At 64.0% G+C, this 25,959-nt stretch carries 25 protein-coding genes; 14 read left to right on the top strand and 11 right to left on the bottom strand.

Annotated features, from left to right (window positions below; all coding sequences use genetic code 11):
* Positions 1-259 precede the first annotated feature (259 nt).
* Complete coding sequence (locus AB4048_RS23060; protein WP_442204318.1) at positions 260-502, bottom strand: WGR domain-containing protein; 243 nt, start codon at positions 500-502, stop codon at positions 260-262.
* 179 nt (positions 503-681) lie between these two features.
* Entirely contained in the window at positions 682-954 is a 273-nt protein-coding gene (locus AB4048_RS23055; protein ID WP_442204317.1) for a BrnA antitoxin family protein, read from the bottom strand.
* Positions 955-1,094: 140 nt separating this feature from the next.
* Between AB4048_RS23055 and AB4048_RS23050 the strand changes: the two genes are divergently transcribed.
* Entirely contained in the window at positions 1,095-1,601 is a 507-nt protein-coding gene (locus AB4048_RS23050; RefSeq protein WP_442204316.1) for an acyl-CoA thioesterase, read from the top strand.
* 46 nt (positions 1,602-1,647) lie between these two features.
* Here AB4048_RS23050 and AB4048_RS23045 read toward each other — a convergent pair whose 3' ends face one another.
* From AB4048_RS23045 to AB4048_RS23030, 4 genes are all read right to left on the bottom strand, one after another.
* A complete protein-coding gene (locus tag AB4048_RS23045; RefSeq protein WP_442204315.1) occupies positions 1,648-2,145 on the bottom strand; it encodes an RES family NAD+ phosphorylase in 498 nt (165 codons plus the stop codon).
* Between the two features lie 3 nt (positions 2,146-2,148).
* On the bottom strand, positions 2,149-2,499 hold the full coding sequence (locus AB4048_RS23040) for an antitoxin Xre/MbcA/ParS toxin-binding domain-containing protein (protein WP_442204314.1): 351 nt from the start codon (positions 2,497-2,499) through the stop codon (positions 2,149-2,151).
* An 87-nt stretch (positions 2,500-2,586) separates the two neighbouring features.
* Entirely contained in the window at positions 2,587-3,447 is an 861-nt protein-coding gene (locus tag AB4048_RS23035) for an urea carboxylase-associated family protein (protein WP_442204313.1), read from the bottom strand.
* A gap of 76 nt (positions 3,448-3,523) precedes the next feature.
* Positions 3,524-4,579 carry an adenylate/guanylate cyclase domain-containing protein gene (locus AB4048_RS23030; RefSeq protein ID WP_442204312.1) on the bottom strand — a complete coding sequence of 352 codons (1,056 nt, stop codon included), beginning with the start codon at positions 4,577-4,579 and terminating at the stop codon, positions 3,524-3,526.
* A 159-nt stretch (positions 4,580-4,738) separates the two neighbouring features.
* Here AB4048_RS23030 and AB4048_RS23025 point away from each other — a divergent pair, with 159 nt between their 5' ends.
* Positions 4,739-5,194 carry an SRPBCC family protein gene (locus AB4048_RS23025; RefSeq protein ID WP_442204311.1) on the top strand — a complete coding sequence of 152 codons (456 nt, stop codon included), beginning with the start codon at positions 4,739-4,741 and terminating at the stop codon, positions 5,192-5,194.
* 113 nt (positions 5,195-5,307) lie between these two features.
* On the opposite strand, the gene AB4048_RS23020 is transcribed toward AB4048_RS23025, so the two are convergent.
* The 4 genes from AB4048_RS23020 to AB4048_RS23005 all read right to left on the bottom strand — a co-directional run bounded on the left by AB4048_RS23020 (position 5,308) and on the right by AB4048_RS23005 (position 9,075).
* The gene (locus AB4048_RS23020) at positions 5,308-5,784 is read right to left on the bottom strand and encodes a DUF1801 domain-containing protein (protein ID WP_442204310.1); all 477 of its coding nucleotides are present in this window, start codon (positions 5,782-5,784) and stop codon (positions 5,308-5,310) included.
* 173 nt (positions 5,785-5,957) lie between these two features.
* Positions 5,958-6,866, bottom strand: coding sequence for an aminoglycoside phosphotransferase family protein (locus tag AB4048_RS23015; protein WP_442204309.1), 909 nt, complete (start codon positions 6,864-6,866; stop codon positions 5,958-5,960).
* 65 nt (positions 6,867-6,931) lie between these two features.
* A complete protein-coding gene (gene uxuA / locus AB4048_RS23010; RefSeq protein WP_442204308.1) occupies positions 6,932-8,119 on the bottom strand; it encodes a mannonate dehydratase in 1,188 nt (395 codons plus the stop codon).
* Positions 8,120-8,382: 263 nt separating this feature from the next.
* A complete protein-coding gene (locus tag AB4048_RS23005) occupies positions 8,383-9,075 on the bottom strand; it encodes a GntR family transcriptional regulator (protein WP_442204324.1) in 693 nt (230 codons plus the stop codon).
* 136 nt (positions 9,076-9,211) lie between these two features.
* Between AB4048_RS23005 and uxaC the strand changes: the two genes are divergently transcribed.
* The 6 genes from uxaC to AB4048_RS22975 all read left to right on the top strand — a co-directional run bounded on the left by uxaC (position 9,212) and on the right by AB4048_RS22975 (position 16,506).
* Entirely contained in the window at positions 9,212-10,612 is a 1,401-nt protein-coding gene (uxaC, locus tag AB4048_RS23000; RefSeq protein WP_442204307.1) for a glucuronate isomerase, read from the top strand.
* A 57-nt stretch (positions 10,613-10,669) separates the two neighbouring features.
* The gene (locus AB4048_RS22995; protein WP_442204306.1) at positions 10,670-11,845 is read left to right on the top strand and encodes an extracellular solute-binding protein; all 1,176 of its coding nucleotides are present in this window, start codon (positions 10,670-10,672) and stop codon (positions 11,843-11,845) included.
* 191 nt (positions 11,846-12,036) lie between these two features.
* Complete coding sequence (locus tag AB4048_RS22990; RefSeq protein ID WP_442204305.1) at positions 12,037-13,149, top strand: ABC transporter ATP-binding protein; 1,113 nt, start codon at positions 12,037-12,039, stop codon at positions 13,147-13,149.
* Entirely contained in the window at positions 13,146-14,045 is a 900-nt protein-coding gene (locus AB4048_RS22985; RefSeq protein WP_442204304.1) for an ABC transporter permease, read from the top strand. The genes AB4048_RS22990 and AB4048_RS22985 overlap by 4 nt, the downstream gene beginning before the upstream one ends.
* Positions 14,046-14,201: 156 nt before the next feature.
* On the top strand, positions 14,202-15,044 hold the full coding sequence (locus AB4048_RS22980; RefSeq protein WP_442204303.1) for an ABC transporter permease: 843 nt from the start codon (positions 14,202-14,204) through the stop codon (positions 15,042-15,044).
* Position 15,045: 1 nt separating this feature from the next.
* Complete coding sequence (locus tag AB4048_RS22975; protein ID WP_442204302.1) at positions 15,046-16,506, top strand: mannitol dehydrogenase family protein; 1,461 nt, start codon at positions 15,046-15,048, stop codon at positions 16,504-16,506.
* Positions 16,507-16,592: 86 nt separating this feature from the next.
* On the opposite strand, the gene AB4048_RS22970 is transcribed toward AB4048_RS22975, so the two are convergent.
* Complete coding sequence (locus tag AB4048_RS22970; protein ID WP_442204323.1) at positions 16,593-17,651, bottom strand: LacI family DNA-binding transcriptional regulator; 1,059 nt, start codon at positions 17,649-17,651, stop codon at positions 16,593-16,595.
* Between the two features lie 457 nt (positions 17,652-18,108).
* On the opposite strand from AB4048_RS22970, the gene AB4048_RS22965 reads away from it, so the two are divergent.
* The 6 genes from AB4048_RS22965 (at position 18,109) to AB4048_RS22940 (ending at position 25,865) form a co-directional block, all read left to right on the top strand.
* Positions 18,109-19,068: a sugar-binding protein gene (locus tag AB4048_RS22965; protein WP_442204301.1), complete on the top strand. Its 960-nt coding sequence runs from the start codon at positions 18,109-18,111 to the stop codon at positions 19,066-19,068.
* Positions 19,069-19,155: 87 nt separating this feature from the next.
* The gene (locus tag AB4048_RS22960) at positions 19,156-20,697 is read left to right on the top strand and encodes a sugar ABC transporter ATP-binding protein (RefSeq protein ID WP_442204300.1); all 1,542 of its coding nucleotides are present in this window, start codon (positions 19,156-19,158) and stop codon (positions 20,695-20,697) included.
* Between the two features lie 43 nt (positions 20,698-20,740).
* On the top strand, positions 20,741-21,766 hold the full coding sequence (locus tag AB4048_RS22955) for an ABC transporter permease (RefSeq protein WP_442204299.1): 1,026 nt from the start codon (positions 20,741-20,743) through the stop codon (positions 21,764-21,766).
* 259 nt (positions 21,767-22,025) lie between these two features.
* Entirely contained in the window at positions 22,026-23,234 is a 1,209-nt protein-coding gene (gene hmpA, locus AB4048_RS22950) for an NO-inducible flavohemoprotein (protein WP_442204298.1), read from the top strand.
* Positions 23,235-23,338: 104 nt separating this feature from the next.
* Positions 23,339-23,785 carry an RrF2 family transcriptional regulator gene (locus tag AB4048_RS22945; protein WP_442204297.1) on the top strand — a complete coding sequence of 149 codons (447 nt, stop codon included), beginning with the start codon at positions 23,339-23,341 and terminating at the stop codon, positions 23,783-23,785.
* 148 nt (positions 23,786-23,933) lie between these two features.
* Positions 23,934-25,865, top strand: a complete 1,932-nt coding sequence (locus AB4048_RS22940) for an FAD-binding monooxygenase (RefSeq protein ID WP_442204296.1) — start codon at positions 23,934-23,936, stop codon at positions 25,863-25,865.
* Positions 25,866-25,959 lie beyond the last annotated feature (94 nt).

Below are 25,959 nucleotides of genomic sequence, written 5' to 3'. Positions count from 1 at the left end.
ACGCGCTTCAAAACATCATGAAAGACGCTATTGTTGTGCCGCACGGGGTTGATCCTCCTTCGTGTCCGAGATCGTCGCCAAACGCTCGAACACGAGTAGAATCAACACCGTGCACCATGTCTACACAAATTAAACCGGACAGCAGTGGCCTTGTGCCGAGGATCTGCTGCGTGTCAGCAAATCGAATGGTTGCAGATGCTCCAGACCTGGGCATGACGAAAGAGCGTGGAGTTGACAGCTGTCAACTCTGTCCTGCTGTTCAAGCCGGACGATAGCCGCGCTTGAGCTTGGCGGCGGCTAGTCGCTCCAGGGCTGCGCGCGCTTCCTCGACATCGCCGTAGAGCACGACCCGGCTCCGTCCCTTCGTACCGATGCGCCCCCAGGAGCGCAACAGCGCCGAGCCGGCAAAGAGCGACGGCTCGATGCTCAAGCCGTAGAAGCGCGCCATGTTGCGAGCGGCGTCCAGGCGTTTCAGAAGCAGGGGAGGGGAGAGATCGTCCATGCGGCGATTCTCGCCGAGCGCCGGCGCCGCGTCCAACGACTATCTGGAATCGATGCGCGCTGACCGATTCACGGAATTGATGGAGCGGCCCCGACGAAGGGGGCGAGGGGCATCCTCACGCGATTGCCGTTCTGGTTGCCACCGAAGGGGCGGAGGAGGGGAGGGGCAGCGCTGCGCAGTTACAGCGCCGAGGTATCCACCTTCTCGGCGAGCCAGGCTTTGATGAGCGACTGATAGGGCACGTCGCGTTTGTTTGCGGCAACCTTGATCCGCTCCAGAAGCGCGTTCGGCAATCGCAGCGAAATCGCTGTGGTCGATGGCTTCAGATTGGGCAGGCGCACGCGTTCGGCCTTGCTCCAGTCGATGTGCCCGGCGGAATCGTGCCTTTCCCAGAAGGCGCGCTCTTCGGCTTCGTCGCGGAACTCCGGTACGCGCTTGATGTCATTCGCCATAGTAAATCCGCTCCTTGCGGCTCATCTCCCGGGCCGAAATCACCCGGAGCTTTGTCTCATTGTCCCCAAGTGTACTTTGACTGCTATGCCATTGCCGAGCACTATCTCGGGAATGGCGAACGAGACAGGGGGAAGTCGACATGGTTGAAGAGCAGGATGCGCGAAAGCTGGAAATGACCGTGCTGATGACGCCGGACATGGCGAATTTCAGCGGCAAGGTGCATGGCGGCGCGCTGCTTAATCTGCTTGATCGGGTGGCCTTTTCCTGCGCCTCGCGCTTTTCGAAGCAATATGCGGTGACGCTTTCGGTCGATCAGGTGATCTTCAAGGAGCCGATCAATGTCGGCGAACTCGTCACCTTCCGCGCCGCGATCAACTATGCCGGCCGAACCTCGATGGAGGTCGGTATTCGCGTCGAGGCGGAAAACATCCGCGCCGGCACCAGGCGGCACACCAATTCCTGCTATTTCACCATGGTCGCCGTCGACGGCAACAGCCAGCCGGTCGCCGTGCCGGAATGGCAGCCACAGAGCGAAACCGACAAGCGCCGCCACCGCGCCGCCGAACTTCGCCGCACCCTGCGGCGCGAATTCGCCGAACGGCTGCACACCGTCGCCAAGACCGGCCGCGACATCGGCCAGGATTGAAGCGCTCTCAAAACCAAGCGATCAGCGCCTGTCCACACGGGCCTATCTACCGCGACAAGCGATTTTCGTCGTCGATGAGCGTCAGGCGGAAGGGCGGCGCGGCGCTCCATTTCCAGAGGACGAGATTGAGGTCTTCGGCGGTTGCGCCTGGGGCGAAGCTTCTGACCAGCAGACCGTGATAGTCGGCCGCGATCAGCCGCCTGGCAAGCGCCTGGGTCTTCGCCTCGCCGTTAGCCTTCATTTCGTCGCGCCAGGTCTTGGCCGCCAGCGCTGCCGGTTCCATGCCCTCGGCGGCGAGCGCCTCGCGGTCGCCACTGTCGAAAACGCGGCCGATATCGGCGTCATAAGCGACGAGGGTGGTGGGCTGCAGGCTGCCCACCTGATTGGCTTCCCGAAGCGCCGTCATGATCGAAAGAGACGTGTAGAGCGCCGGCAGGCCCTTCGGATTGAAGCGGCCGCCGTAAAGTTCCGCACCACGACCGGACAGCGGCTCACGCGCATGGATGGGGTTCAAAGCCCGATATAGCATGCCCTGATAGCGCATCGCTCAGGCGTGCACGCCGGCATCGACAGCGTCGATATAGTCGAGGACGTCCTCGGCGCGCCCGCTGCGCACCAGCTGCATCGCTGTCTGTCCGGAAAAACCGGAGAGCGGCTCGGATCGATACCAGGCATAGGCCATCAGCGCCGAGCCGAAGCGTGGCTCGACCTTGTTGATGACCTCGATCATCTCACGGAGCCGCCGTTGCGTCTTGTCCGAGCGCACGCGGTCGCGGCGCTGGATCGCATCCTTGCCCAGCCCCGCGGTGCGGGCGATCTCCTCGCTGGTGGTATGGAGGGCGTCGGCGATCTTGCGCGGGGCAAAGACCCCGTCGTCGGCATACTGCGCAAGTCCCATGACCAAACCTCATCCACTCTTTGCCGCTAATTCTGGCGTAAAATAGCGTCATATTGCGCGGAGTTCAAGAGCTCGCACCAAACGATGCTAGAGCCCGTGGGTCCGGTCGTAGCCGTTTATCGGCGGCGGTACCCAGCCTTCCGGCAAACGCGCGGCCTTGTAGACCTCCACCAGCAGCGGATGGCAGACGGCGACATCGGCGGAATGCTTCACCGAGCAATCGCCGCCGGGGCAGGCCGACATGCAGCCGAGCAGATCGATCTCGGCGAAAAATTCCAGGTAGTCGCCTGGCCGCACCGGGCTCGCCTTCATGAAATACTGCCCGGTATCGCGCGTGAAGCCGGTGCACATGAAGACGTTGAGCACGTCGTGGATATAGCTCTCGGCCTCTTTGAGCAGCATGCCGGTCTTCCTGGCGAAGGCGCGCGTCAGGTTCGAATGGCAGCAATGGTGATACTGCCCGCCGTGGGTCAGGAGATTGTTCGTATAGGGGTCGCAGCGCGTGCCGATGACATCGTGCACGGCGCCGCCGAATTCGTCGAAGCCGTACCAATCCAGCGTGTCGTGGGTGATCGTGGCGATCGGGCGCAGATAGGGCAGGTTGGAAAAAAGCTGGTCGCCGAGGCCGACATGGGTGCCGTTCAGCGCCCGCGTCTTGCCGGTATAGAGCCGTTCGTTCAGGTCCCGAGCGTTGAAAAGGTTCAGATCGCCCACCTGCGCGCCTTCGCTGCAGAGGATTCGGCAGAAATGGCCGGCCGGGATCGTCCAGGTGACCGCCTCGCGCGGCGGCACCACGACGGTCTCCACCAGCTGCAGATCGTCGCGCAGCGCGCGATAGGCGCCAAGATCCGGGCGGGGCAAAGTCTCGACCGGATAGCAGATGACGGGGGCGATCGCTCGACGGGCGTCGGCGTCGCCGGGAGCGGGGGTGGTAGCGGCAGGCTTCATGGGATCTCCGTCTTCTCGCGGGGTCATCACCGCACCCAATAACATGGCCGTCGGCGAACTACACCCTTGTTCCCAATCAGGCATCCGGCAGCGTGAAGACGGCGCAGGGTGCGGCGATGCCGCGCAGCACCTGTTCGCCGAGAGGCAGAAGCGGCATCGCGGTTTCTGCGGCGAGCGCTCCGGAAACCAGGACGGAGCGGCCAAGCGGGCGGCACAGTCCCTCCAGCCGGCTGACGAGGTTGACGGCAGGGCCGATGGCCGTGAAATCCAGGCGGTCGGCCGCGCCGATATTGCCCCACAAGATATCGCCGAGATGCACCGCCGCGCCGAAAGGAAGAGGCGGCAACCCCTCGGCCTCTCGAGTCTGGTCGAGATGGGCCATGCCGGCGCGGGCGGCCATGACGGCGCGGAGCGCCGCGTCGCAGGCCTCCGCGGGCGCGCCGGAAACGGGAAAGATCGCCAGCACTCCGTCGCCGATGAATTTCAGCACCTCGCCGCGAAAGGCGTGGACGGCGCCGGCGACGCGATCGAACCAGGCGTCGAGCGCGGCGATCACCGCCGCCGGCACCGATGTTTCGGAAAGTGCGGTGAAATTGCGCAAGTCGGCGTAGAGCAGCGCTGCGCGGATCGTTTCGCCCGTACCTCGGCGAAGCGCGCCGGCCTGGACGCGGGCGGCACTGCGTCGGCCGAGATAAGCTTCGAGCAGGGCCGTCAGCGCCGCCCGTTCGGCGAGCGCTGAAAGGGGTGCGGCGGCAAAGCGCGCGACTTGAAGCAGGCGTTCGGTCTCGTGCCGATCGAACGGCCGCGTTCCCGCCCAGCCGAGCACCAGCCGCTCCGGTACCGGCCCGATCGCATCCTCGCGCACCGGACCCAGCCCCGAAAGCCAGTCGTGCCCAGCCTGGCGTGGACCGCCGGCAAAACTCAAAGCCTCGATCACCGCGCCGGTATCGGCCCGCCAGAGAAAGGTACGCCGAGCAATCACCGGATGGGGGACGGCGAGCGTCAGCGCGCCGCCGGCCAACGGCACTCCGTCGGCCAGCAGCCTGCCGCCGAGCTCGGCCAGAAACAATTCCGGGCCTAGTGTTGCGGCGGCTTCGTCCACCAACCAGGCAAGCGGTGCGGGCAAATCCATGGCGCAAGCATAGCCTCGCGACGCCTTGCCTGTCATCGGGCTTGAGGCAACACTTCGCTCAAACGAGTAGCATCATTAAGCCAATTGGTTTAATATCAGACAAGTCCCCAGCGTCCCTCGCCACATTGGGGCCGTCAATGCAACCTTAAGGGAAGATCGATGCAAGATGCCCTCGTCGTCCGCAGCGAAACGCACATCGCGGCCCCGCCCGCCGCCGTATTCGCCCTTTTGACCGATCCTGACAAGATCCTGCGCTGGATGGGAACGCAAGCGGAGGTCGAGCCGAAGACCGACGGGCTCTATCTCCTCAACGTCACCGGAAAGCGCGTTGCCCGCGGAACCTTCCGCGAAGTAGTCCCGGTCCACCGTCTCGCCTACAGCTTCGGCTGGGAACACGACGACGAGGTACCGCCCGGCTCGAGCCTGGTGGAGATCGACCTCATCGAGAGGCCGGACGGCACCCTGCTCAGGGTCACCCACACCGGCCTTCCCAACGTCGAACAATGCGAAGGCCACTCCAAGGGCTGGAACCACTATATCGGCCGTCTGGCCGAAGTCGCGGCAGGGCGCAATCCGGGACCGGATCCCTGGGACAGCAGCGCCGCCGCGACATGAGCGGCGTGTCCGGCCGGCCATGAGCGTCTCCGTTTTCCTCGGATCCCGGAAACGCTCGCTTTTTGATTCTACGCAATTCCGGATGGTAAACGGCCCCCTGGAATTGCCCGGCGCTAGGCGATCTTGCCGGGCAGGGCGGCAGCTTGCCGGATCCACGCCGCCATTGCAGGCTCGTTGAGCGTGTCGTTCGCGTGGATGTCGAAGTAGCGCACTTCTGTCTGCTTGGAAGCGCCGGGGGGAAGGGGATCAAGCGACGTTCCGCGGAAGAAACCGACTTTGACGTAATTGCTGAAGCAATGGAAGCTGAGGAACCAGCCTTGGCCCTCCAAGCCATAGGTGGGTGAATCCCACTTCACGGTCTTGCTCACGCCCGGCACGCTCTTCGCGATCAGCACGTCGAGACGCAGACCGACGTCATGCATCCAGTCCGGCATCGCCGCGATGTAGGCCTGCACGGCGGCGTCGCCGTCAACCTTCGTGATTTCAGGATTGTCGCCGCCAAGCGGCGGCGTCTGTCCGGCGACTGGCCTGTCCGCAATTATCGCCTTGTACGCATTTTTGACTTTCGCCTTGGATCGTTTTTTGGTCATAGGTCATCCTTTTAAAATTCGAGGCCGTCGTTCCTCGAGGCTACAATATAATCAACTAGGGCCGCGTCTCGGACACGCACCATAGATGCAGTAATATCTTGAAATGCTTTATTATTTTCTTCTCAAATTCATTCCTGTCTAGAGCTGGGCCTTAGCATCATGCGGCGTCGCGATCAATCACCAGAAGCCAAGTCTGCCTCGCTCAACAGCGCCTCCAGCACAGAAAACGACTTGCCGGCTTCGCGCTGGTTGGCGTCGTGGCCGGCAACCGTGATCAGAGCCTTCCACAACGCCCAGCCACGGGCGCGGCTCCAGCAATTTTCGTCCAGGGAAAGTGCTGCCCGGAACGTTTCGCGGCTTTTGCCGGAAAATAGCGTCCAAGCGATCACCAGGTCGCAGGCGGGATCGCCGACCGCCGAGCTGCCGAAATCGATAACGGCACGTAACTCTCCTTGCCGCACCAGCAGGTTGCCCCAGGCAATGTCGCCGTGAACCCAGACCGGCGAACGTTGCCATTGCGAAGCGAGAGCCTTCTCCCATAGTCTTTCCGCGGCCGCCGTATCGATCCGGTCCCGCAACGCCATCAGCGCGGCGCGGGTCTCGCCGTCATAGACCGAAAGCCGGCCGCCGCGATGGAAATTGTGCGCACCCGCGGGCGGGCCGTCGCTCGCGTCGATGCGATGAAGCGCGTTAATGAACCCGGCAAGCGAAAGCGCGAATTGCTCGAGATCGGCGATCGTTTCGGTCGTTGCCGGCTCACCTTCGATCCACCGATGGACGGACCAGGGCCAGGGATAGGTCTCGCCCGGTGCACCCTTGGCCAGCGGCGTGGGGATCGGCAACGGCAGTTGCGACGCAAGAAGGGGAAGCCAGCGATGCTCCTTGTCGACCTGCGCCACATAGCGCTGCCGGCTCGGCAGGCGGACGGACATCGTTTCGCCCAGGCGGAACGTGCGGTTGTCCCATCCGCCAGGCTCGACCGGCGTCACCGGCAGGTGCGCCCACTTCGAAAATTGCGTAGCGATCAGGCGCCGCACCAGATCGGCGTCGATATGCGGGGCAGGGTCTTCGTTCTCGAGCATGCGCCCATGGCTACAGAAAATCCGGCGCCGATCAAGCCGCCGCGATTGGCGCGGCGGCCGTAATCTCAGTTCGGCTTCGCTCCGAGCGCGTGCAGGATGCCGCGCAGTTCCGCGAGACCGCGCATGCGGCCGATCGCCGGATAGCCGGGGGTGACCGTCTTGCTGAGATCGTCGAGCATGCGGTGGCCGTGGTCGGAGCGGAAGACGATGGTGCTTTCGGCCGCGCGGCGCTTGTCCTCCGCGACGAGTTCCCTCAATACCGCCACCAGATCGACGTCCCCCTCCAGATGGGCGCTTTCATGGAAGCTGCGGCCATCGCCTTCGCGGGTGGTGGTACGCAGATGCGCGAAATGGATGCGCGAGGCGAAGCGGCGGGCAATCGCCGGCAGATCATTGTCGGCGCGCACGCCGAGGCTCCCGGTGCAGTAGCACATGCCGTTCGCCTCTGACGAGACCGCGTCGAAGAGAGCGGCATAGTCGTCCGCGGTCGAGGCGACGCGCGGCAGGCCGAAAAGCGGGCGCGGCGGGTCGTCTGGATGCAGCGTCAGCTTGACGCCCCGCGCTTCAGCCGCCGGCGTGACCGCTTCGAGGAACTCGATCAGGTGCTGACGCAGGCGCTTGGCGTCGACGTCGCGATAGGAGAGAAGCCGGTCGCGGAAGCCGGGGATGGTCAACGGCTCGGTGGTGGAGCCGGGTAGGGCGGACGTGATGTTGCTGGTGATCGAGGCGATCTCTTCTTCCGGCATCGTCTCGTGGACGGCGCGGGCACGGGCAACGTCCTCGGCGGAATATTCCTTCTCCGCACCCGGCCGCTGCAGCACGAAGAGGTCGAAGGCGGCGAAGCGCTCGTGGTCGAAGCGCATCGCGGTTGCGCCGGTCGGGGTGATGTAGTCCAGCTCCGTGCGCGTCCAGTCGACGACAGGCATGAAATTGTAGCAGATGATCTTGATGCCGCAGGCCGCGACCGCCTCGAGGCTCGCGATCCAGGCCTCGATCTCCGCCTTGGCCTTGCCACCCTGGCGCTTGACGAGATCGGGGATCGGAATGCTTTCGATGACGGACCAGGTGAGGGAAGTGCGCCCGGCAGGCGTCGTTTCGATCAGCGCCTGACGCTCCCGCACCTCGGCCTCTGTCCACGCGCGGCCGATCGGCACCTGATGCAGCGAGGAAACGATATTGGTGGCGCCCGTCTGCCGCACCTCGTCGAGCGTCACCGGCGCTTCCGGCCCGAACCATCTCCATCCCTGACGCATCTGTTGTCTATCCTTTCATGTTCAGATCGAAAGCTTGCGAAGTATCGTCATCCGGCCCAGCCCCTCTGGCCTGCCGGCCGCTTTTGAAGCGAGGCGTTTCCCATCCTCCGTCATGCCGGACTTGATCCGGCATCCAGCGCGCTCAAGTCCTTGAGCGCAGAAGACCCTTTCGCGCCGCCGACGCGGCGCGGCTGGACCCCCGCTCAAGGCCGGGGTGACGGCGTACGGTTAGGCTCTGCTCCCATTTCTTTGACACAGCACCTTCAAGCGAAATAATCCGGATAAAGCAGCCGCAATTCCTGAACGTCGGGAATGACGGCGTTCAAATGGTGCATCATCGCCGCCTTGGCGCGCTCGGGGTCGTGCGCGGCGATGGCGTCGCGGATGATGGTGTGCTCTTCGATGACGGTATTCATGCGGCCAAGCGCCGGCAGCGTCAGACGACGCGCGCGATCGATCTGCACCTTCACCATCTTCAGGATAGCCCAGATGCCGGGATAGCCGGCAATGCCGGCGATCGCCTCGTGGAAGGCCTCGTCCTGCTCGTGAAAGAGAGACGCCTCGGCAAGCGCGGCATGCATCTTCTGGCGGGCGATGATGGCGTCGATCTTCGCGACATCGCCAGCGGTCGCGGTTGTCGCCGCGGTTTCCACAGTCGTTCCCTCGAGCGACTTGCGGATGACGACCGCCTCGGGAATGGCCGAGACCGGCACCCGCGACACGATCGTGCCCGACTGCGGAAAGATGTCGACGAGGCCGATTTCCGAAAGGCGAAGCAGCGCCTCGCGCACCGGCGTGCGGCTGACGCCGAATTCTTCGGCGATGCGCTTCTCCTGCAGCGGCATGCCGGGCGGCATGTCGAGCGATAGGATCTTTGCATGCAGCCGCTCGTAGATCGCCGCGGCCGTTGTCACCCTGCGGATTTTTGCCGCCGGCGGCTCCGCACGCGCAGCCATCGCGATCGCAGGCGAGGTGTCAGGCAGGCTGTCGGGGAAGGGGGGCTGCGGCATGGCGTATCCAAGGCGTTGACTCTCTGCTGAATATTAGTATATCAGTTTATAACGGAATGCAAAGAGGGAGGAGCAACAGACCATGGCCTTGCACCCAGACAGGCTACTGCCCTCGGAACCGGAGGCCCTTGCGATCGCCCGTCGCCTCTATGACAGCGTCGCGAACCTCAAGATCGTCTCGCCGCACGGCCACACCGATCCCGCATGGTATGCCGAGGACAAGGCCTTTCCCGACCCCGCGGCCCTCTTCATCACACCTGACCATTATGCAACCCGCATGCTCTATTCGCAGGGCGTGACGCTGGAGGCGCTTGGCGTCGCCAGCCGGGCGGGGTTCGTTGCCGAAATCGACGGCCGAAAGATCTGGCGGCTGTTTGCCGAACACTACCATCTCTTCGCCGGCACGCCGACACGGCTCTGGTTCGAACACTCGCTGGAATTGGTCTTCGGCATCACCGAGCGGCTGACGCCGAAGAATGCCGACGCGATCTACGACCGCATCGCCGCGGCAATCGAGACGCCGGGCCTGCGCCCCCGCGCGCTCTATGATCGTTTCAACATCGAGGTGATCGCCACGACCGACAGCGCGCTCGACGATCTGAAGCACCATGACGCCATCAGGACCTCCGGTTGGCATGGGCGCGTCGTGCCGACCTACCGGCCCGACGCCGTCGTCGATCCCGAAGCCCTGCTCTTCGCCGACAATGTCGGCAAGCTGCTTGCGATGACCGGGGAGGCCGCGACCTACGAGGGCTATCTCGCCGCCCACCGTGCCCGCCGCGCGTTCTTCAAGTCGCGCGGAGCAACCGCAAGCGACCACGGCCACGCCACCGCGCGCACGGAACACCTGTCGCGCGCCGAGGCCGCCGCCCTCTTCGACAAGGTGCTCGCCGGCAAGGCGAGCGCCGAGGAAGCCGATGCCTTCCGTGGCCAGATGCTCACCGAAATGGCACGGATGAGCCAGGACGACGGCCTTGTCATGCAGATCCATCCGGGCTCCTTCCGCAACCACAATCCGTCTGTCTTTTCCGCCTTCGGCCCGGACAAGGGCGCCGACATTCCCAAAGCGACCGATTATGTACGCGCGCTGAAGCCGCTGCTCGACGCCGTCGGCAACGATCCGGCGCTGACGATTATCCTCTTCACGCTCGACGAGACCACCTATTCGCGCGAGCTCGCGCCGCTTGCCGGCCACTATCCTGCACTGCGGCTGGGTCCGCCCTGGTGGTTCTTCGACAGCCCCGAAGGCATGCGCCGTTTCCGCGAGACGGCGACCGAGACCGCCGGCTTCTACAATACCGTCGGCTTCAACGACGACACCCGCGCCTATCTGTCGATCCCCGCCCGCCACGACATGGCGCGCCGCGTCGACTGCGCCTATCTCGCCTGCCTCGTCGCCGATCACCGGCTGGACGAGGAAGAAGCCTATCCCATCGCCGCCGACCTCGCTCACGGGTTGGCAAAACGTGCCTATCGACTGTGACGATGTGAACCGGGCGGGTAGCTGGGGAGGCCCCCGCCCCAAGAGGAGGAAAAAGAAATGCAGGTAACACGCAGAACGTTCGTCGGGGGTGCTGCCACCATCGCCGGCCTCGCCTTGATGCCCGGCCGGGGCTTCAGCGCGCCGAAGAAGCCGGCCAGCCCCGTCACCATTACGGTGGTCGACGTCGCCGGCAACCTTGCGCTGACGCAGGGGATTTTCGAAAACTATGCGGCCGCCAAGCCCGACTGGGTGTCGAGCTTTGCCTTCACCAAGGCGCCGGCCCCGGAACTGCCCGCCAAGATCAAGGCGCAGCAGGCGGCCGGCAAGGTCGACATCGACCTCGTGCTGACAGGCACGGATGCGCTCGCCGCCGGTCTCGATCAGGACCTCTGGATCGATCTTTCCGCCCGCAAGGGCGACCTGCCGGACCTGCAGAGCGTGCTGCTGCCGCAGGCCTTCAAGATGCAGGGCCTTGCCAAGGACCACGGCGTCGTCGTCACCTATTACCCGTCCGGCCCGCTCATCGAATACATGCCGGACCGCGTCGCCAACCCGCCGAAGACGGCGGCCGAGCTTCTGGAGTGGGCCAAGGCCAATCCGAAGCGCTTCATGTACGCGCGCCCGGCCAACTCCGGGCCCGGCCGCACCTTCCTGATGGGCCTTCCCTATATCCTCGGCGACAGCGATCCACGCGATCCGGTCAAGGGCTGGGCGAAGACCTGGGAGTACCTGGCGGCGCTCGGCGAGAACATCGAGTATTACGGCACCGGCACGGCGCAGGTGATGAAGGAGCTCGGCGAAGGCACGCGCGACATCGTCGTCTCGACCACCGGCTGGGACATCAACCCGCGCGCGCTCGGCATCGTTCCGGCGGAAGCCAAGGTCGGCAAGCTCGACGGCTTCCACTGGGTGACGGACGCGCACTATGCAGTGGTCCCGAAGGGCGTTTCCGACGAGAAGATGGACGTGCTGATCGACATCCTGAATTTCGTGCTTGAACAGAAGCAACAGGCGATCGCCTACGACAAGGGCTATTTCTACCCCGGCCCGGCGGTCAAGGACGTGACGCTCGAGATGGCACCGCAGGAAAGCCAGGACGTCATCAAGGAATTCGGCCGGCCCGAATATGCCGACTGGATCGCCAACAACCCCTTGGAAGTGCCGCTCGATCCGAAGGGGATCGTCGAAGCCTTCCGCATCTGGGACCAACAGATCGGCGCCAAGAAGGGCTGAGATCGTGCCTTTTAGCTGCCCTCACCCTAACCCTCTCCCCGCGTGAGGGGACAGGGAACTTGCCCCGCGAAACGCTGTGACAGTCGAGACGGCGCGCCATATCCCTTCTCCCCGTCAAAACGGGGAGAAGGTGGCGGCAGCCGTATGAGGGGCACAAATGCCTGCGCGCCTTGTTTAAGGGCGCCCCACGAATGGAGACGACCTTGACCCTGCCGGCTCAGCACGAAGCGAAAACGCGTCTTGCCAGACAGAGCGCCCGCCTCGAACTCGACGGCCTGCGCCGTTCCTTCGGCTCCTACAACGCGCTCGACGGCATCGACCTTACGATTGAGCCCGGCGAGTTCATCGCGCTTCTCGGCCCCTCCGGCTGCGGCAAGTCGACGGCGCTCAACTGCATTGCCGGGCTTTTGTCGCTGACCGGCGGCGAGATCCGCCTCGGCGACAAGCGCATCGACCAACTCGAACCGGAAAAGCGCGGCTTCGGCATGGTCTTCCAGAGCTACGCGCTCTTCCCCCACATGAATGTCCGCAAGAATGTCGGCTTCGGGCTCGCCATGCAGGGCGTGCGCGGCGCGGAAGCCGACAAGCGCGTCATGGATGCCTTGTCGCTGGTCCGGCTGGAGAGCCAGGCCGACAAGCTGCCCGGGCAGATGTCGGGTGGCCAGCAGCAGCGCGTGGCGATCGCCCGCGCCGTCGTCATCCGTCCCCCTGTCGTCCTGATGGACGAGCCGCTCTCCAACCTCGACGCAAAACTTCGCCTGGAAATGCGCGCCGAAATCCGCGGCATTCACGACCAGATCGGCTCGACCACCATCTACGTCACCCACGACCAGGACGAGGCGCTGTCGCTCGCCGACCGCATCGTCGTCATGAGCCAGGGCCGGATCATGCAGATTGGCACGCCGGAAGACCTGTATCTGCGCCCCAACCACGTCGATGTCGCCGATTTCATGGGTTTTCGCACCCGTCTTTCCGGCCGCGTCGTGTCCGTCTCCGGCGGCGAGGCGACGATCGAGGCGGCCGGCGCCCGACTGTCGGGCACCGCGCGCGATCCGCTGAAGCCCGGAGACGATGCCATCCTTTCCGTGCGCCCCGAGGATCTCGTCGCAGTCGACGAGGGCGAGGGCATCCCGGTCACGGTCACCAGCATGGAGTATCGCGGCCGCGCCTTTTTCGGGGTCGCGCGTGCAGCGACCGGCGCCGACCTCTATTTCCGCGCCGACCGATTGCTGCCGCGCGGCGCCAAGGCGCGGCTGAAGCCTGACGAGGGCCGCTCCCTCGTCTTCAGGGGGGGCAAGGCATGAGCGTCTCCGCTCTCAACACCAAGCCGTCGCTGAGGCTTAGGCTCTCGGCCCGCGGTTTCGACGGTACGACGCTCCTGGTGCTGCCCGGCCTTCTCGTGATGCTGGCGCTCTTCGTCTATCCCTTCCTTTACGGCCTCATCGATTCGATGAAACCGAAGGACGGCGGCGTCTGGTATGCCAACTACGCCAACTTTTTCCACGACCGTTTCCAATACGCCACCATCGGCGCGACGATGTGGCTGGCGCTGCCGGTGACCATCGTCAATCTGGCGCTTGCCGTGCCGATCGCCATGCGCGTGCGGCTGATGCATCGCCAGCGCCTGCTGACCACAATTCTGGTGCTACCGATCACGCTTGGAACGGTCTTCGTCGCCGACGGGCTTCTGACCTTCCTCGGGCCGCAGGGCTGGTTCAACCGGTTGCTGGTCCTCGCCGGCATCCTCGAGCACCCGATCAAGCTTACGAACAACTATTGGGGCGTCTTCGCCTCGCTCCTGATCACCGGCTTCCCCTTCGCCTTCCTCCTGACGCTCTCCTACGTCACCGGCATCGATCCGGCGATCGAGCACGCGGCGGCGACGCTCGGGGCCAGCCCGCGCAAGCGCTTCACCAAGGTGTTTCTGCCGCTTCTGGTGCCGGGGCTCGCCGTCACCTTCTGCCTGGCTTTCGTGCAGGCCTTCGCGGTCTTTCCGTCCGCCGTACTCCTCGGCGCACCGGCCGGACCGACACGGGTGATCTCGATTGCCGCCTATCAGGCCGCCTTCGAGCAGTACGACCATTCGCTGGGCTCGGCGATCGCCTTCATCATGGGCGGCGTCGAACTCGCCGTCGTGCTTCTCGTTCTCGGCATGCGCTCGCTCTTTTACAGGGGGCCGACCGGTGGAACGAAGGGTTGATATGGCTCTGGAAGAAAACTCCTCCGACAAGGGGCTCGAAGGGCGGCGGCGCGAGAGATCCTTTTGCGCGCAAGGACTTGCGCTCGCTGGATCCCGGCTCAAGGCCGGAATGACCGAGGAAATGACGGCCCCAATCATCCACCGAAAGGCAACCCCATGATCCGCGACCAGGGACCGGCATCGAAAATCTGGCGCTTCTCGGTCTGGGCGCTGACGGGGCTTTTCGTCATCAATCTCGTCGGCGTGATCGCCGCCGTCATTCTCAATTCCTTCGCCACCCGCTGGCTCGGCACCTGGCTGCCGGTCGGCTGGACGACGAAATGGTATTTCGAGGCGTGGAAGGAATTCCAGCTGTCGAGCGTCGTCCTCGTGACCTTCGAGGCCGTGTTCGCGGTGGTGATCGTCTCCGGGCTGACCGGCGTCGTGACTGCCTATGCGCTGGCAAGGCGCGACTTCCCGGGCAAGCGCGCCGTCGTGCTGCTCTTCCTGCTGCCGCTTCTGATCCCGCCGCTCACCTACGGTATTCCGCTGGCGACCGTTCTCTACCAGCTCGGCCTCGGCGGCACGCTGACCGGAGTGGTCCTCATCAATCTCGTGCCGTCGCTGCCGTTCGTCATTCTGGTGATGATCCCGTTCATCGAGCAGATCGACCCGCGCATCGAGGCCGCCGCCCGCGTCTTCGGCGCCGGCACCGGCAGCCTGTTCCTGCGCATCCTTTTGCCGCTGCTCTTGCCGGGCATGCTGGCGGCGCTGCTGCTCGTGCTGGTGCGCACCATCGCCATGTTCGAGCTCACGTTCCTGATCGCCGGGCCGACGACGCAGACGCTGGTCGTTTCGCTCTACTACGCCGTCTTCGCGTCCGGCGTCCGCGCCGGCCAGTCGATCGACGCCATGGCGGTGATGTATATGGTAACGACGCTCTTCTGGCTGGTGATCGCCTTGCAGTTCGTCAATCCGACGCAGATCGTCGCCCGCTCCAAGCAACAACCGGTGACCTGACATGAAGCTGTCGCGCGCAACGCTCCCGAACCTGCCGCCCGTCGTCAGGCAGCCCGCCTACGATCCAGCATCGGTCACGATCGGCATCGTCCATCTCGGCATCGGCGCCTTTCACCGCGCCCATCAGGCCGCCTTCACCGACGCTGTCCTCGCCGACGATCTCTCCTGGGGCATCTGCGGCGCGTCGCTGAGAAGCCCCGACACGCGCGATGCGCTTAAACCTCAGGACGGGCTCTATACGCTTGCCGTCCGCGACGGCGGCGGCGAGGAGCTTTCCGTCATCGGCAGCGTCGTCGAATTGCTCTGCGCTCCCGATGATCCCGAAGCGCTTTTGGCGCGCATGGCGGATCCTAAGACCCGCATCGTGTCGCTGACGATCACGGAGAAGGGCTACTGCCACAATCCCGCTACCGGCACGCTGGACGAGGCCCATCCCGATATCGTCCACGACCTTCAAAACCCCGAGACCCCGAAGACCGCGATCGGCTTTATCGCCGAAGCGCTCGACCGCCGCCGCAGGGCAGGGGTGGAGGCCTTCACGCTACTCTCCTGCGACAATCTCCCCGCCAACGGTCACGTGCTTAAGCGCGTTGTCTCGCGTTTCGCCGAACTGCGCGATGGCGAACTTGCGCGATATGTCGCCGATGTGGCGACCCCCTCCACCATGATCGACCGCATCGTGCCGGCGACCACGGCCGCCGACCGCGCCAGCATTGCCGCCGCACTAGCGATGACGGACGCCTGGCCTGTCATGACCGAGCCATTCAAGCAGTGGGTGATCGAGGACGATTTCCCGCTCGGCCGCCCAAGCTGGGAAAAGGCGGGCGCGGTCTTCGTCGACGACGTCTCCGTTTTCGAGCTGATGAAGCTGCGGCTTTTGAACGGCAGCCATTCGACGCTCGCCTATCTCGGCTATCTCGCGGGCACCGAAACCGTCGCCGAGGCGATGGCCTTGCCCGGCATGGCCGAACTGATCGACGGGCTGATGGTAGATGAGGCTTCGCCGACGCTGCCCGGCCTGCCCGGCTTCGATCTAGCCGCCTATCGCCGCGATCTCGTCCAGCGTTTCCGCAATCCGGCGCTGCGCCACCGCACCTGGCAGATCGCCATGGACGGCTCGCAGAAGCTGCCGCAGCGGCTGCTGAACACCATCCGCGACCGCATTGCCGCAAATGCGCCCTATGCGCGCCTGGCACTCGGCGTCGCAGCGTGGATGCGCTACGCCCGCGGCCTCGATGAAGCGGGCCAGGCGATCGACGTACGCGACCCGCTGTCAGCCCGCATCGCTGCGGCAACGCAGCCGCTTAAGGATGCCGCGACCATCGTCGACGCCTATCTCGGCTTTTCGGAAGTCTTCGGCGAAGACCTGCCGAGAAACGCCGACTTCCGCGGCCAAGTCGTCGACGCGCTGGAGACGCTCCTGGCAAAAGGCTCGGCGGCGACGGTTGCGGCATTTCGCTGAGCCGGATTCGACGCTGTAGCCGATAAGCCGATTGGAAAATGGCGGAGAAATACGACGCCGACCCGCGCCCAGCCCCACCGTCCGTACTACACCGTCGACTGCACGTCATGAACAACACGCGGCGCGGTCGTCGGCGGGGCGGCGACGGAGTGGCGCTTGACGAGAGAGCATTCGAGCTTGGCGATCGGATAGCGCCGCTTGCCGGGCCGGCTTGCCGGGTCGAGGTGCTCGATCGCCCATTGGCCCATTGCGTGGTGCGGCAGAACCGAGGTCGTCAGCGGCGGCACGAGATGGCGGGAGATTTCCTCGTCGTCATAGCCGACCACCGACATATCGTGGGGGATACGAAGTCCCGCATCCTTCAGTGCCTCGTAACAGCCGATCGCCGTGCGGTCGTTTTGGCAGAAGATTGCGGTCGGCGGTTCCTTCAGTGCCAAAAGCCTCATAGTCGCGGAATAACCGGCGCTCGCCGACCAGTCGCCTTCGATGACCAGCTCCGGATCGAAGGGAATGTCGGCGGTCGCAAGCGCGCGCCGATAGCCCGTCAGCCGGTCCTGCGCCGCCTGCATCCAGATCTCGCCGGTGATCGTCGCGATGCGGTGGTGTCCGTGCGCGACGAGATGGCGGGTGGAGCTTTGCCCACCGGCGATCTCGCTCGGCACGACGGCCGGGAAGGCGTAGTCCGTGGTGTAGCAGTTGAGCAGCACCGTCGGGATGTTGAGTTCGTAGATGTATGCCGGAAGTTCCACCTCACGCGTGTAGATCGTCATATAGATCAGCGCCGAGATGCCGCCGCTCGTCAGCGCCTTGATCGCCCTCGGCTCCATGACGGGATCGCTGAGCGTCTGGGCGACGAGGAGAACGTTGCCGGTGTTCCATGAGGCCTGCCGCGCGCCTTCGATCGCGACGATCGCCTCCGGGCTGGTGGCGAGCTGGTCCACGGCAAAGCCGATCACGCCGTCGAGCCCGGAATAGGCTGACACGACGGAGGCCGGGGCATAGGCGGGCGCGACATAGCCGAGCATCCGCGCCGCTTCCAGCACCCGGTCGCGGGTCTGCTGCGAGATCCGCGTTCCCGGCGTTTCGTTGAGCACAAAGGAGACGGCGGCCTGCGAACATCCCGCCGCCTTGGCGATGTCCGTCATCGTCACACGCTGGCCGAGACGCGGGCCTCTCTTGCCGCGAACGGCTCTATCCCTCGTAGGCTCGTCGCCTTCTGACAGCTTGGGCTTACGCATGCGTCGACAACCATCTCCGCTCGGCATGGACAGGCCAGGGCGGACGCAGTTGCGGCGCCAAGGTAATTAATATTATCACCTTCTCGACCTTAACAGCAACTGCCTCGATGAAAAGCGCAATCCGCACGGTTCCCGGCGAAATCCCCAGGCAAAAGTTGCAAATCCCGGCGGCGCTCCAGAAAAGTTTCAAGCCGCAATGATAATACTATTTACTAATCGGGAATCTCGTATACCGTCAGGGTGCGGATCGAACCTGATGCCACTTCGTCGCCCAGCGCGACAGCCCTTGGAGGGGGCGTGCTTCGGGACATCCGCAAGTCATTAAAACGGGCCGTCGCAACCGTGGCCCCTCGGGAGGTGTACTATGAAACATCTGAGACGCAATGCTGCCTTGTTCTTTGCCGGATTGATGCTGAGCGCAGCGCCGATAGCGGCTCACGCCGCCGACAAGCCGACGCTCGCATTCGTGGTAAACGGCGCGTCCGACTTCTGGAAAGCCGCCGAAGCCGGCGTGAAGAAGGCGCAGAGCGAAATGCCGGACTACACCATGGAGCTGAAATATCCTGAGCAGGCAGCGGTCGCCGTTCAGCAGCGCCTGATGGAAGACCTGGTTACGGCCGGCGTCAAGGGGATCATGGTTTCCGCCGTCGATCCGAAAACTCAGACGGACGGCCTGAACAAGATCGGCTCGCAGACGGCTCTCTTCACCACCGACAGCGACGCGCCGAAGACCAACCGCGTCGCCTATATCGGCTCGTCGAACGTCGACGCCGGCATGCAGGCCGCCGAAATCGCCAAGAAGGCGATGCCGAACGGCGGCAAGTGCCTGGGCTTCGTCGGCCTTCTCGGCGCCGACAACGCCAAGGAACGCATCCAGGGCATGAAGGACGGCCTGAAGGGCACGAAGATCGATCTCGTCGACGTACGCGGCGACGATATCGACCAGACGCGCGCCAAGAAGAACGTAGAAGACGCGCTGGTGGCCAGCCCCGACGTGACCTGCATGGTCGGCTTCTACTCCTACAACACGCCGCGCATCTACGAGGCACTCCGCGATGCGGGCAAGCTCGGCCAGATCACAGTCGTCGGCTTCGATGACGATCCGATCACGCTCGGCGGCGTCAAGGAAGGCACGATCGCGGCAACCGTCGTGCAGCAGCCGTTCGAATGGGCCTATCAGGGCATGAAGCTGATGGCCTCCGTCCTCAAGGGCGACAAGTCCGGCGTTCCCGCCAACGGCCTGATCATCATCCCGACGGTGATCGTCGGCAAGGATGACGTCGAGAAGTACGCCGCCAACCTGAAGGCCATGGCTGGGAAATAGTCCTCACGCAACCTTCCTCGCGGCGGCGGCTCCTTGCCGCTGCCGCGAACCGTTTCATGCCATCGCATTGCAAGTCATGGACAGACCATGAACCATAGTTCTGACATTTCCGGCGCCCGCGTGCCCGCGACGCCGTTCCTTTCGCTTTCCGGCGTGGGCAAGACCTATCCCGGCGTCGTTGCGCTCGAAGGGCTCTCGCTGGATGTCGTCCCCGGCGAGGTCATCGGCCTTGTCGGCGAAAACGGTGCCGGCAAATCGACGCTGATGAAGATCCTCGGTGGCGTGGTTTCTCCCGATCGGGGCACGATCACGCTCGACGGCGTGGAGCACCAATCGCTGAGCGTCGGCTCCAGCATCGCCTCCGGCATCGCCTTCGTGCACCAGGAACTCAATCTGTTCGAAAATCTCGACGTTGCCGCCAACATCTATCTCGGCCGCGAGCCGCTGAAGGCCGGGGCGTTGAAGCTTGTCGACCGCGATCGCCTGCGGGAGATGGTCAAGCCGCTCCTGAAGCGGGTCGGCGCGCATTTTTCCGCCGACACACAGGTAGCGGCACTTTCGCTCGCCGAGCAGCAGATGGTGGAAATCGCCAAGGCGCTCTCCATCAACGCCCGGCTGGTGATCTTCGACGAGCCCACGTCCAGCCTGCCGATGGCCGAGACCGAGCGGCTCTTGAGCATTATCAACTCGCTGAAGGCCGATGGCATCAGCGTCATCTTCATTTCGCATCGCCTCCACGAGGTCGAACGCGTCGCCGACCGGGTGGTCGTGCTGCGCGACGGTACGCTTGTCGGAACGCTTGCGAAGCAGGAGATCGGTCACGACCAGATGGTCAAGCTGATGATCGGCCGCGTGCTTGCCGCGCGCACCGCCAAGCCGCAACGCTCGCCGGGCTCGGTCGCGCTGAAAGTCAGCAGCGTTCGCACCGCCGCCTATCCGAGCCGCCCCGTCGATCTCGACATCCGCTACGGCGAAATTTTGGGCCTCGCCGGTCTCGTCGGCTCGGGCCGCACCGAACTTGCAAGGGTTCTCTTCGGCATCGACCGCAGTTACGGCGGAACGGTGCAGCAGGACGGCAAGGAGATTTCCATCCCTTCGTCGCGCGAGGCCGTCGCCCGCGGCATCTTTCTCGTGCCGGAGGACCGCAAGCGCAACGGCATCCTGCTCGACCTGCCGATCGCCCAGAACATAACGCTTGCCGACCTTCCAGCACTTGCCAGCAACTTCATGGTCTCCGCTGAGCGCGAGAACGCCGCCGCCGAAAAGCAGCGCACGCGCCTCGGCATCAAGGCGCCGTCGGTCGCCACGCGTACGGGCACGCTGTCTGGCGGCAACCAGCAGAAAGTCGTGCTTGCCAAATGGCTGTCGATGAGCCCGAAAGTGATGATCTTCGACGAGCCGACACGCGGCATCGATATCGGCGCGAAAAACGAAATCTACGGGCTAATGCGGGCGCTGGCCGATGCCGGCGTCGCGGTGCTGATGATTTCAAGCGACATGGAAGAGGTGATCGGCGTTTCGGACCGCATCGCCGTCATGCATGAAGGCCAGATCGCAGGCATTCTGGACGAGGACGATTTCAGCCAGGAAAGCGTCCTTTTGCTTGCCGTCGGTAAAAGCGTAAAATGACGGCTGCGGCCGGTGAAAGTAAGTCTTTGGGGAATGGCTCGGAATGACTAAGAAAGATCTTGGACTGCTGCTTCTGATCCTCGTCGTCGGCGTCGTCGTCGCGATCATCAACCCGCGCTTCCTGCTGCCGATCAACCTGGCGAACACCTCCAACCTGATCGGCCTCTTCGGCATTCTTTCGATTGGCCAGGCCTTCGTCATCATCACCGGCGGCATCGAACTTTCCGTGGGATCGCTGGTGGCGCTGCTCGGCGTGCTGTTCGTCGATTTCGTCGCCGTGCAGAACATGAACTGGATGCTGGCGCTGCCGATCATCCTGCTGTTTGGCGCCGTCATTGGCGCGATCCACGGCTGGCTGATCACCCGGCTCAATCTTCAGCCCTTTGTCGTCACCCTTTGCGGACTGCTGATCTATCGCGGTGCCGCGCGCTTCTATACCGGCGACGGCACGGCCGGCTTCGCCTTCGGCCAGAATTTCCCGGACCTCGAATTCCTGACCGCCGGCCGCTTCTACGGCGTTCCCAACACCTTCATCGCGCTCGCCATCATCGGCGTCGTCATGTGGGTGGTGCTGCACCGCTCGGTCTTCGGGCGCTACCTCTACGCCATCGGCAAGAACGAGGAGGCCGCGCGCTATTCCGGCATCCGCACGAACCGGATGATCATGTCCGCCTATATCATCTGCGGCCTGCTCACGGCGCTTTCGGCGATCTATTTCGCCATGTACACGCGTTCGATCTCGCCGGCGAGCCATGGTCAGTTCTACGAACTCTACGCGATTGCCGCAGCCGTCCTCGGGGGCTTTTCGCTGCGCGGCGGCGAGGGGTCGATCGTCGGCGTGCTGCTCGGCACCGTCCTGCTCCAGGAGCTGCAGAACCTCGTCAACCTGCTCGGCATCCCTTCGTCGCTGAACTTCGCCGTCATGGGCGGAGTGATCCTGATCGGCGTCCTGATCGACCAGCAATGGCACGCCATCCGCGCACAGCGCCGCCTCGTCTCCGCCTCCCGCCAGGTCGATACCCGCCTGCCGGAAGGCAGCAAGGCGGCAGTGGCCGCCGACGGGGAATGACCGCTCAGAGCAGATCTGCTTTTCTTTGAATCGCAGATCCGCTCCATCTATTTGTTGTCACGCAATTCCGGACGGAAAACCGTTTCACACGTTTCCTGGAACTGCTCTTGGCCCGCGACGACATCACCCACACACACGTACCGGCGCGCGCCTCATGTCGCCTGCGACAGAAGCGCGCGATCCTTAAAGATACATTGTGGATATATCTTTTAGTCGCTAGATGGACCCCGTCGACGGATAACCGAAGAAGGAAACCATCATGGCGGAGAATTTGAGCGAAGCCACCAAGGCCATCGTGCGAGCCACCGTACCGGCGCTTGCCGCGCACGGGACGGCCATCACCGCGGCGATGTACAAGCGTCTGTTTCAGGATGCCGAAGTGCGCGAGCTCTTCAATCAATCCAACCAGGGCGAGGAGGGGCGCCAGACCAAGGCATTGGCGCAGGCGATCCTCGCCTATGCTCAGAACATCGACAATCTCGCCGTCCTCGGCAGCGCCGTCGAGCGCATCGCGCAGAAGCATGTCGGCCTGAACATCGAGCCGCGCCACTATCCCCATGTCGCGACCGCACTCCTCGCCGCGATCGGGGAGGTGCTCGGCGAAGCGGCGACCGACGAGGTGCTTGCCGCCTGGGGCGAAGCCTTCTGGTTCCTCGCCGATATCCTCATCGGCCGCGAGAGAAATATCTACGAGGAGCTGCAAGCCGCCGAAGGCGGATGGAACGGCTGGCGCCGCTTCCGCGTCACCGCCAAGCGCCGAGAGAGCGATATCATTACGTCGTTCGTGCTGAGCCCGGTCGACGCAGGCCCGGTCGTGGAGCACAAGCCGGGGCAATATCTGACCTTCCGCATCGCGATGCCGGGTCGTGCGCCACAGCGCCGCAATTACAGCATTTCGTGCGCGCCGAATACGCAGGCCTATCGCATCTCCGTAAAGCGCGAGCCACACGGGTTGGTCTCCAGCTTCCTGCACGACCATGTCGACGTGGGCGGCGAGATCGAGGTCGCGCCGCCGACCGGCGACTTCTATCTGCCGGCCGAACAGCAGCGGCCCGTCGTGCTCTTGAGCGGCGGCGTCGGGCTGACACCGATGGTGAGCATGCTCGAGGCGATCGCCGGGACCGGCGATGCGTTGCCGGTCCACTATGTGCACGGCGCCGAGAACGGTCAGGTGCACGCCATGGGGCCGCATGTCCGCAGCCTCGCCGCCGGCCGGCCGCACCTTAAGACGGCCATCTTCTATCAGAACCCGCACGACCGCGACGAGAAGGGCGTGCACTACGACGAGGACGGTTTCATCACGGTCGACTGGCTCGCCGAGAACACCCCGATAGCAGAGGCGGACTTCTATCTCTGCGGTCCTAAACCGTTTCTCGCGACCTTCGTGAGAGGACTTGCAAAGGCCGGCGTGCCAGAGGCCCGGATCCACTACGAGTTCTTCGGTCCGGCCGACGACCTGGCGGCCTGAGCGGACAAGAGGCGAGGGGCGGCCGTCGGCGGTCGCCCCTCAATTGATGTATGGAGGGATATCTTTATAGGGAGACCATCCGTTTCTTCGAAGGGAGGTCCGCGATGCGGCTGACCGTCTATTCCGACTATGCGCTTCGTCTGATGATGTATCTCGGCCTTAACCGCGAACAACTCTCGACCATCGCCGAGATCGCTGAGGCTTACGATATTTCCAAGGCCCATCTGATGAAGATTACCCATGAGCTCGGACAGAAGGGCCTGATCGAAACCGTGCGCGGACGTCACGGCGGCATGCGCCTTTCGCGCGACGCTGGCAGGATCGGCGTCGGCGAGATCGTTCGGGCCTGCGAGCCGGATTTCGCGATCGTACCCTGCATGGAGGAAGGTGCAGGTATCGTCTGCGCGCTGCAGCCGGCCTGTGTGCTCAAGCGCGCGCTGGCGGCCGCCGCCGCCGCCTTTCTCGATGTGCTCGACGGTTACACGCTTGAAGACCTCATCCGCCCCTCGGTACCACTCCGACGGCTGCTCAACCTATCGGAACCCGCCTAGTCGCCGGACCAACCTCCATCGGCTGTCAATATTGACAGTATACTGAATATCTGTATGCTTACTAATATCTGATCATCGATGGATGAAGCTTCCTAAGGAACGCCGCGACCTTGCGCAGCGTTTCCCGGAGGCATGGAGGAGAAGCAGCATGCAATTTCACCTGAACGGGTTCCGGACCGGCGATCCGGCCATCCTCGAACCGCTTGAAGGCGCGGAGATCGACGCCGCTGGCGCGCCACTCCCCGACAAGGTCGACGTGCTGATCGTCGGCTGCGGCCCGGCCGGCCTGACGCTGGCCGCTCAGCTTTCGGCTTTCCCCGACATTACGACGCGTATCGTCGAGCAGAAGGACGGGCCGTTGCAGCTCGGCCAGGCCGACGGTGTCGCCTGCCGGACCATGGAAATGTTCAATGCCTTCGACTTTGCCGATCGCGTCATGAAAGAGGCCTATTGGGTCAACGAGACGACGTTCTGGAAGCCGGACGGCGGCGCCAAGAACAGGATCGCCCGCGGCGGCCGCATTGAGGACACCGAGGACGGCCTTTCGGAATTCCCGCATGTGATCCTGAACCAGGCGCGCGTGCACGACTTCTACCTCGACGTGATGCGCCGCTCGCCGCGACGGTTGCAGCCGGACTATTCGCGGCGCCTGATGGATGTGACGATCGACGAGACCGCCTCCGATCACCCGGTGACGGTGTGGCTCGAGCGCATCGATGCGGAGCATGCGGGTCAGGTAGAGGTGGTCAAGGCCCGCTATGTCGTCGGCTGCGACGGTGCGCGCAGCGGCGTGCGCAAGTCGCTCGGCCAGGCTCTGAAAGGGGATTCGGCGAACCAGGCCTGGGGCGTGATGGACGTGCTCGCCGTCACCGACTTTCCCGACATCCGCCTGAAGGCGGCGATCCACTCCGCCACGGAAGGCAGCATCCTCATCATTCCCCGTGAAGGCGGCTATCTGGTCCGCCTCTATATCGAACTCGACAAGCTCAACGCCGACGAACGGGTTGCCGACCGCAATCTCACCGCCGACACGCTGGTCGCCGCGGCGAAACGGATCATCCATCCCTATACGCTCGATGTGAAGGAGATTGCCTGGTGGTCGTTCTACGATATCGGCCAGCGTCTCACCGACCGCTTCGACGACATCAGGGGAGGGGGCGTCGGGACGCGTACCCCGCGCGTCTTCATCGCCGGCGATGCCTGCCATACCCATAGCCCAAAGGCCGGGCAGGGCATGAATGTATCCATGCAGGACACGTTCAATCTTGGCTGGAAGCTGGCCGCGGTCCTTCGCGGCCAGGCCGCCCCGGATCTCCTTGACACCTATTCGGCCGAGCGCCACGCCATCGCCAAGGAACTGATCGACTTCGACCGCGACTTCGCCAGGATGTTCAGCGCCCGGCCGAAGGAGGCCGACGACGATGCCGAGGGCATCGATCCGGCCGAGTTCCAGCGCTATTTCGTCAAGCAGGGGCGTTTCACCGCGGGGACCGCCACGCGCTACCGGCCGTCGGCGATCTGCGCCGAACCGGCCCATCAGCGCCTGGCCGAGGGTCTGCCGATCGGTATGCGCTTTCATTCCGCGCCGGTCGTCAGGCTGGCGGATGCAAAACCCCTTCAACTCGGCCACGTGGTCAAGGCGGACGGACGCTGGCGTCTCTTTGCCTTCGCGGGCGCGGAGGATCCCGCCGCCGCGGGCTCGACCATCCGGGCTTTGTGCGATTTCCTGTCGGAATCGCCGGCCTCGCCCATCCGGCGCTACACTGCGTCAGGAGAGGATATCGATTCCGTGATCGATGTCCGTGCCGTGTTCCAAAACGACCATCGCACGCTCGCGCTTGACGCGCTGCCGCCACTTTTGCTGCCCGCCAAGGGCCGCTATGGCTTGCGCGACTACGAGAAGATGTTCTGTGCCGATCTTAGCGGCGGCAAGGACATCTTCGATCTGCGCGGCATCGATCGCACAAATGGCTGCATCGTCGTGGTCCGGCCCGACCAGTATGTGGCCCATGTCCTGCCGCTCGACGCCCATCGGGAACTCTCGGCATTCTTCGACGGCTTCATGCTGCCGCAGGGGTGACATTCGAGATGAGCCGCAGGAAAGATGCTGCAACATTCTAGAAATGCTGCATAATTCCTCAAATCTGTACCGATGCGAGGAATTATGCGCTAGG

The organism is Rhizobium sp. RAF56, assembly GCF_052113965.1.
Lineage (GTDB): Bacteria > Pseudomonadota > Alphaproteobacteria > Rhizobiales > Rhizobiaceae > Rhizobium.
The sequence above is the reverse complement of the archived record's forward strand: the minus strand, read 5'-3'. Positions and strand labels throughout refer to the sequence as shown.

Coding starts and splice junctions, on each gene's coding strand:
- AB4048_RS23015 (WP_442204309.1), bottom strand. CDS start 6,866: ATGCTCGAGAACGAAGACCCTGCCCCGCATATCGACGCCGATCTGGTG.
- AB4048_RS22965 (WP_442204301.1), top strand. CDS start 18,109: ATGAAACATCTGAGACGCAATGCTGCCTTGTTCTTTGCCGGATTGATG.
- AB4048_RS23020 (WP_442204310.1), bottom strand. CDS start 5,784: ATGACCAAAAAACGATCCAAGGCGAAAGTCAAAAATGCGTACAAGGCG.
- hmpA (WP_442204298.1), top strand. CDS start 22,026: ATGGCGGAGAATTTGAGCGAAGCCACCAAGGCCATCGTGCGAGCCACC.
- AB4048_RS23030 (WP_442204312.1), bottom strand. CDS start 4,579: ATGGATTTGCCCGCACCGCTTGCCTGGTTGGTGGACGAAGCCGCCGCA.
- AB4048_RS22975 (WP_442204302.1), top strand. CDS start 15,046: ATGAAGCTGTCGCGCGCAACGCTCCCGAACCTGCCGCCCGTCGTCAGG.
- AB4048_RS22955 (WP_442204299.1), top strand. CDS start 20,741: ATGACTAAGAAAGATCTTGGACTGCTGCTTCTGATCCTCGTCGTCGGC.
- AB4048_RS23045 (WP_442204315.1), bottom strand. CDS start 2,145: ATGCGCTATCAGGGCATGCTATATCGGGCTTTGAACCCCATCCATGCG.
- AB4048_RS22995 (WP_442204306.1), top strand. CDS start 10,670: ATGCAGGTAACACGCAGAACGTTCGTCGGGGGTGCTGCCACCATCGCC.
- AB4048_RS23060 (WP_442204318.1), bottom strand. CDS start 502: ATGGACGATCTCTCCCCTCCCCTGCTTCTGAAACGCCTGGACGCCGCT.
- uxuA (WP_442204308.1), bottom strand. CDS start 8,119: ATGCGTCAGGGATGGAGATGGTTCGGGCCGGAAGCGCCGGTGACGCTC.
- AB4048_RS22970 (WP_442204323.1), bottom strand. CDS start 17,651: ATGACGGACATCGCCAAGGCGGCGGGATGTTCGCAGGCCGCCGTCTCC.
- AB4048_RS23050 (WP_442204316.1), top strand. CDS start 1,095: ATGGTTGAAGAGCAGGATGCGCGAAAGCTGGAAATGACCGTGCTGATG.
- AB4048_RS22985 (WP_442204304.1), top strand. CDS start 13,146: ATGAGCGTCTCCGCTCTCAACACCAAGCCGTCGCTGAGGCTTAGGCTC.
- AB4048_RS22980 (WP_442204303.1), top strand. CDS start 14,202: ATGATCCGCGACCAGGGACCGGCATCGAAAATCTGGCGCTTCTCGGTC.
- AB4048_RS22945 (WP_442204297.1), top strand. CDS start 23,339: ATGCGGCTGACCGTCTATTCCGACTATGCGCTTCGTCTGATGATGTAT.
- AB4048_RS23025 (WP_442204311.1), top strand. CDS start 4,739: ATGCAAGATGCCCTCGTCGTCCGCAGCGAAACGCACATCGCGGCCCCG.
- AB4048_RS23035 (WP_442204313.1), bottom strand. CDS start 3,447: ATGAAGCCTGCCGCTACCACCCCCGCTCCCGGCGACGCCGACGCCCGT.
- AB4048_RS23040 (WP_442204314.1), bottom strand. CDS start 2,499: ATGGGACTTGCGCAGTATGCCGACGACGGGGTCTTTGCCCCGCGCAAG.
- AB4048_RS22990 (WP_442204305.1), top strand. CDS start 12,037: ATGGAGACGACCTTGACCCTGCCGGCTCAGCACGAAGCGAAAACGCGT.
- AB4048_RS22940 (WP_442204296.1), top strand. CDS start 23,934: ATGCAATTTCACCTGAACGGGTTCCGGACCGGCGATCCGGCCATCCTC.
- AB4048_RS23055 (WP_442204317.1), bottom strand. CDS start 954: ATGGCGAATGACATCAAGCGCGTACCGGAGTTCCGCGACGAAGCCGAA.
- AB4048_RS22960 (WP_442204300.1), top strand. CDS start 19,156: ATGAACCATAGTTCTGACATTTCCGGCGCCCGCGTGCCCGCGACGCCG.
- uxaC (WP_442204307.1), top strand. CDS start 9,212: ATGGCCTTGCACCCAGACAGGCTACTGCCCTCGGAACCGGAGGCCCTT.
- AB4048_RS23005 (WP_442204324.1), bottom strand. CDS start 9,075: ATGGCTGCGCGTGCGGAGCCGCCGGCGGCAAAAATCCGCAGGGTGACA.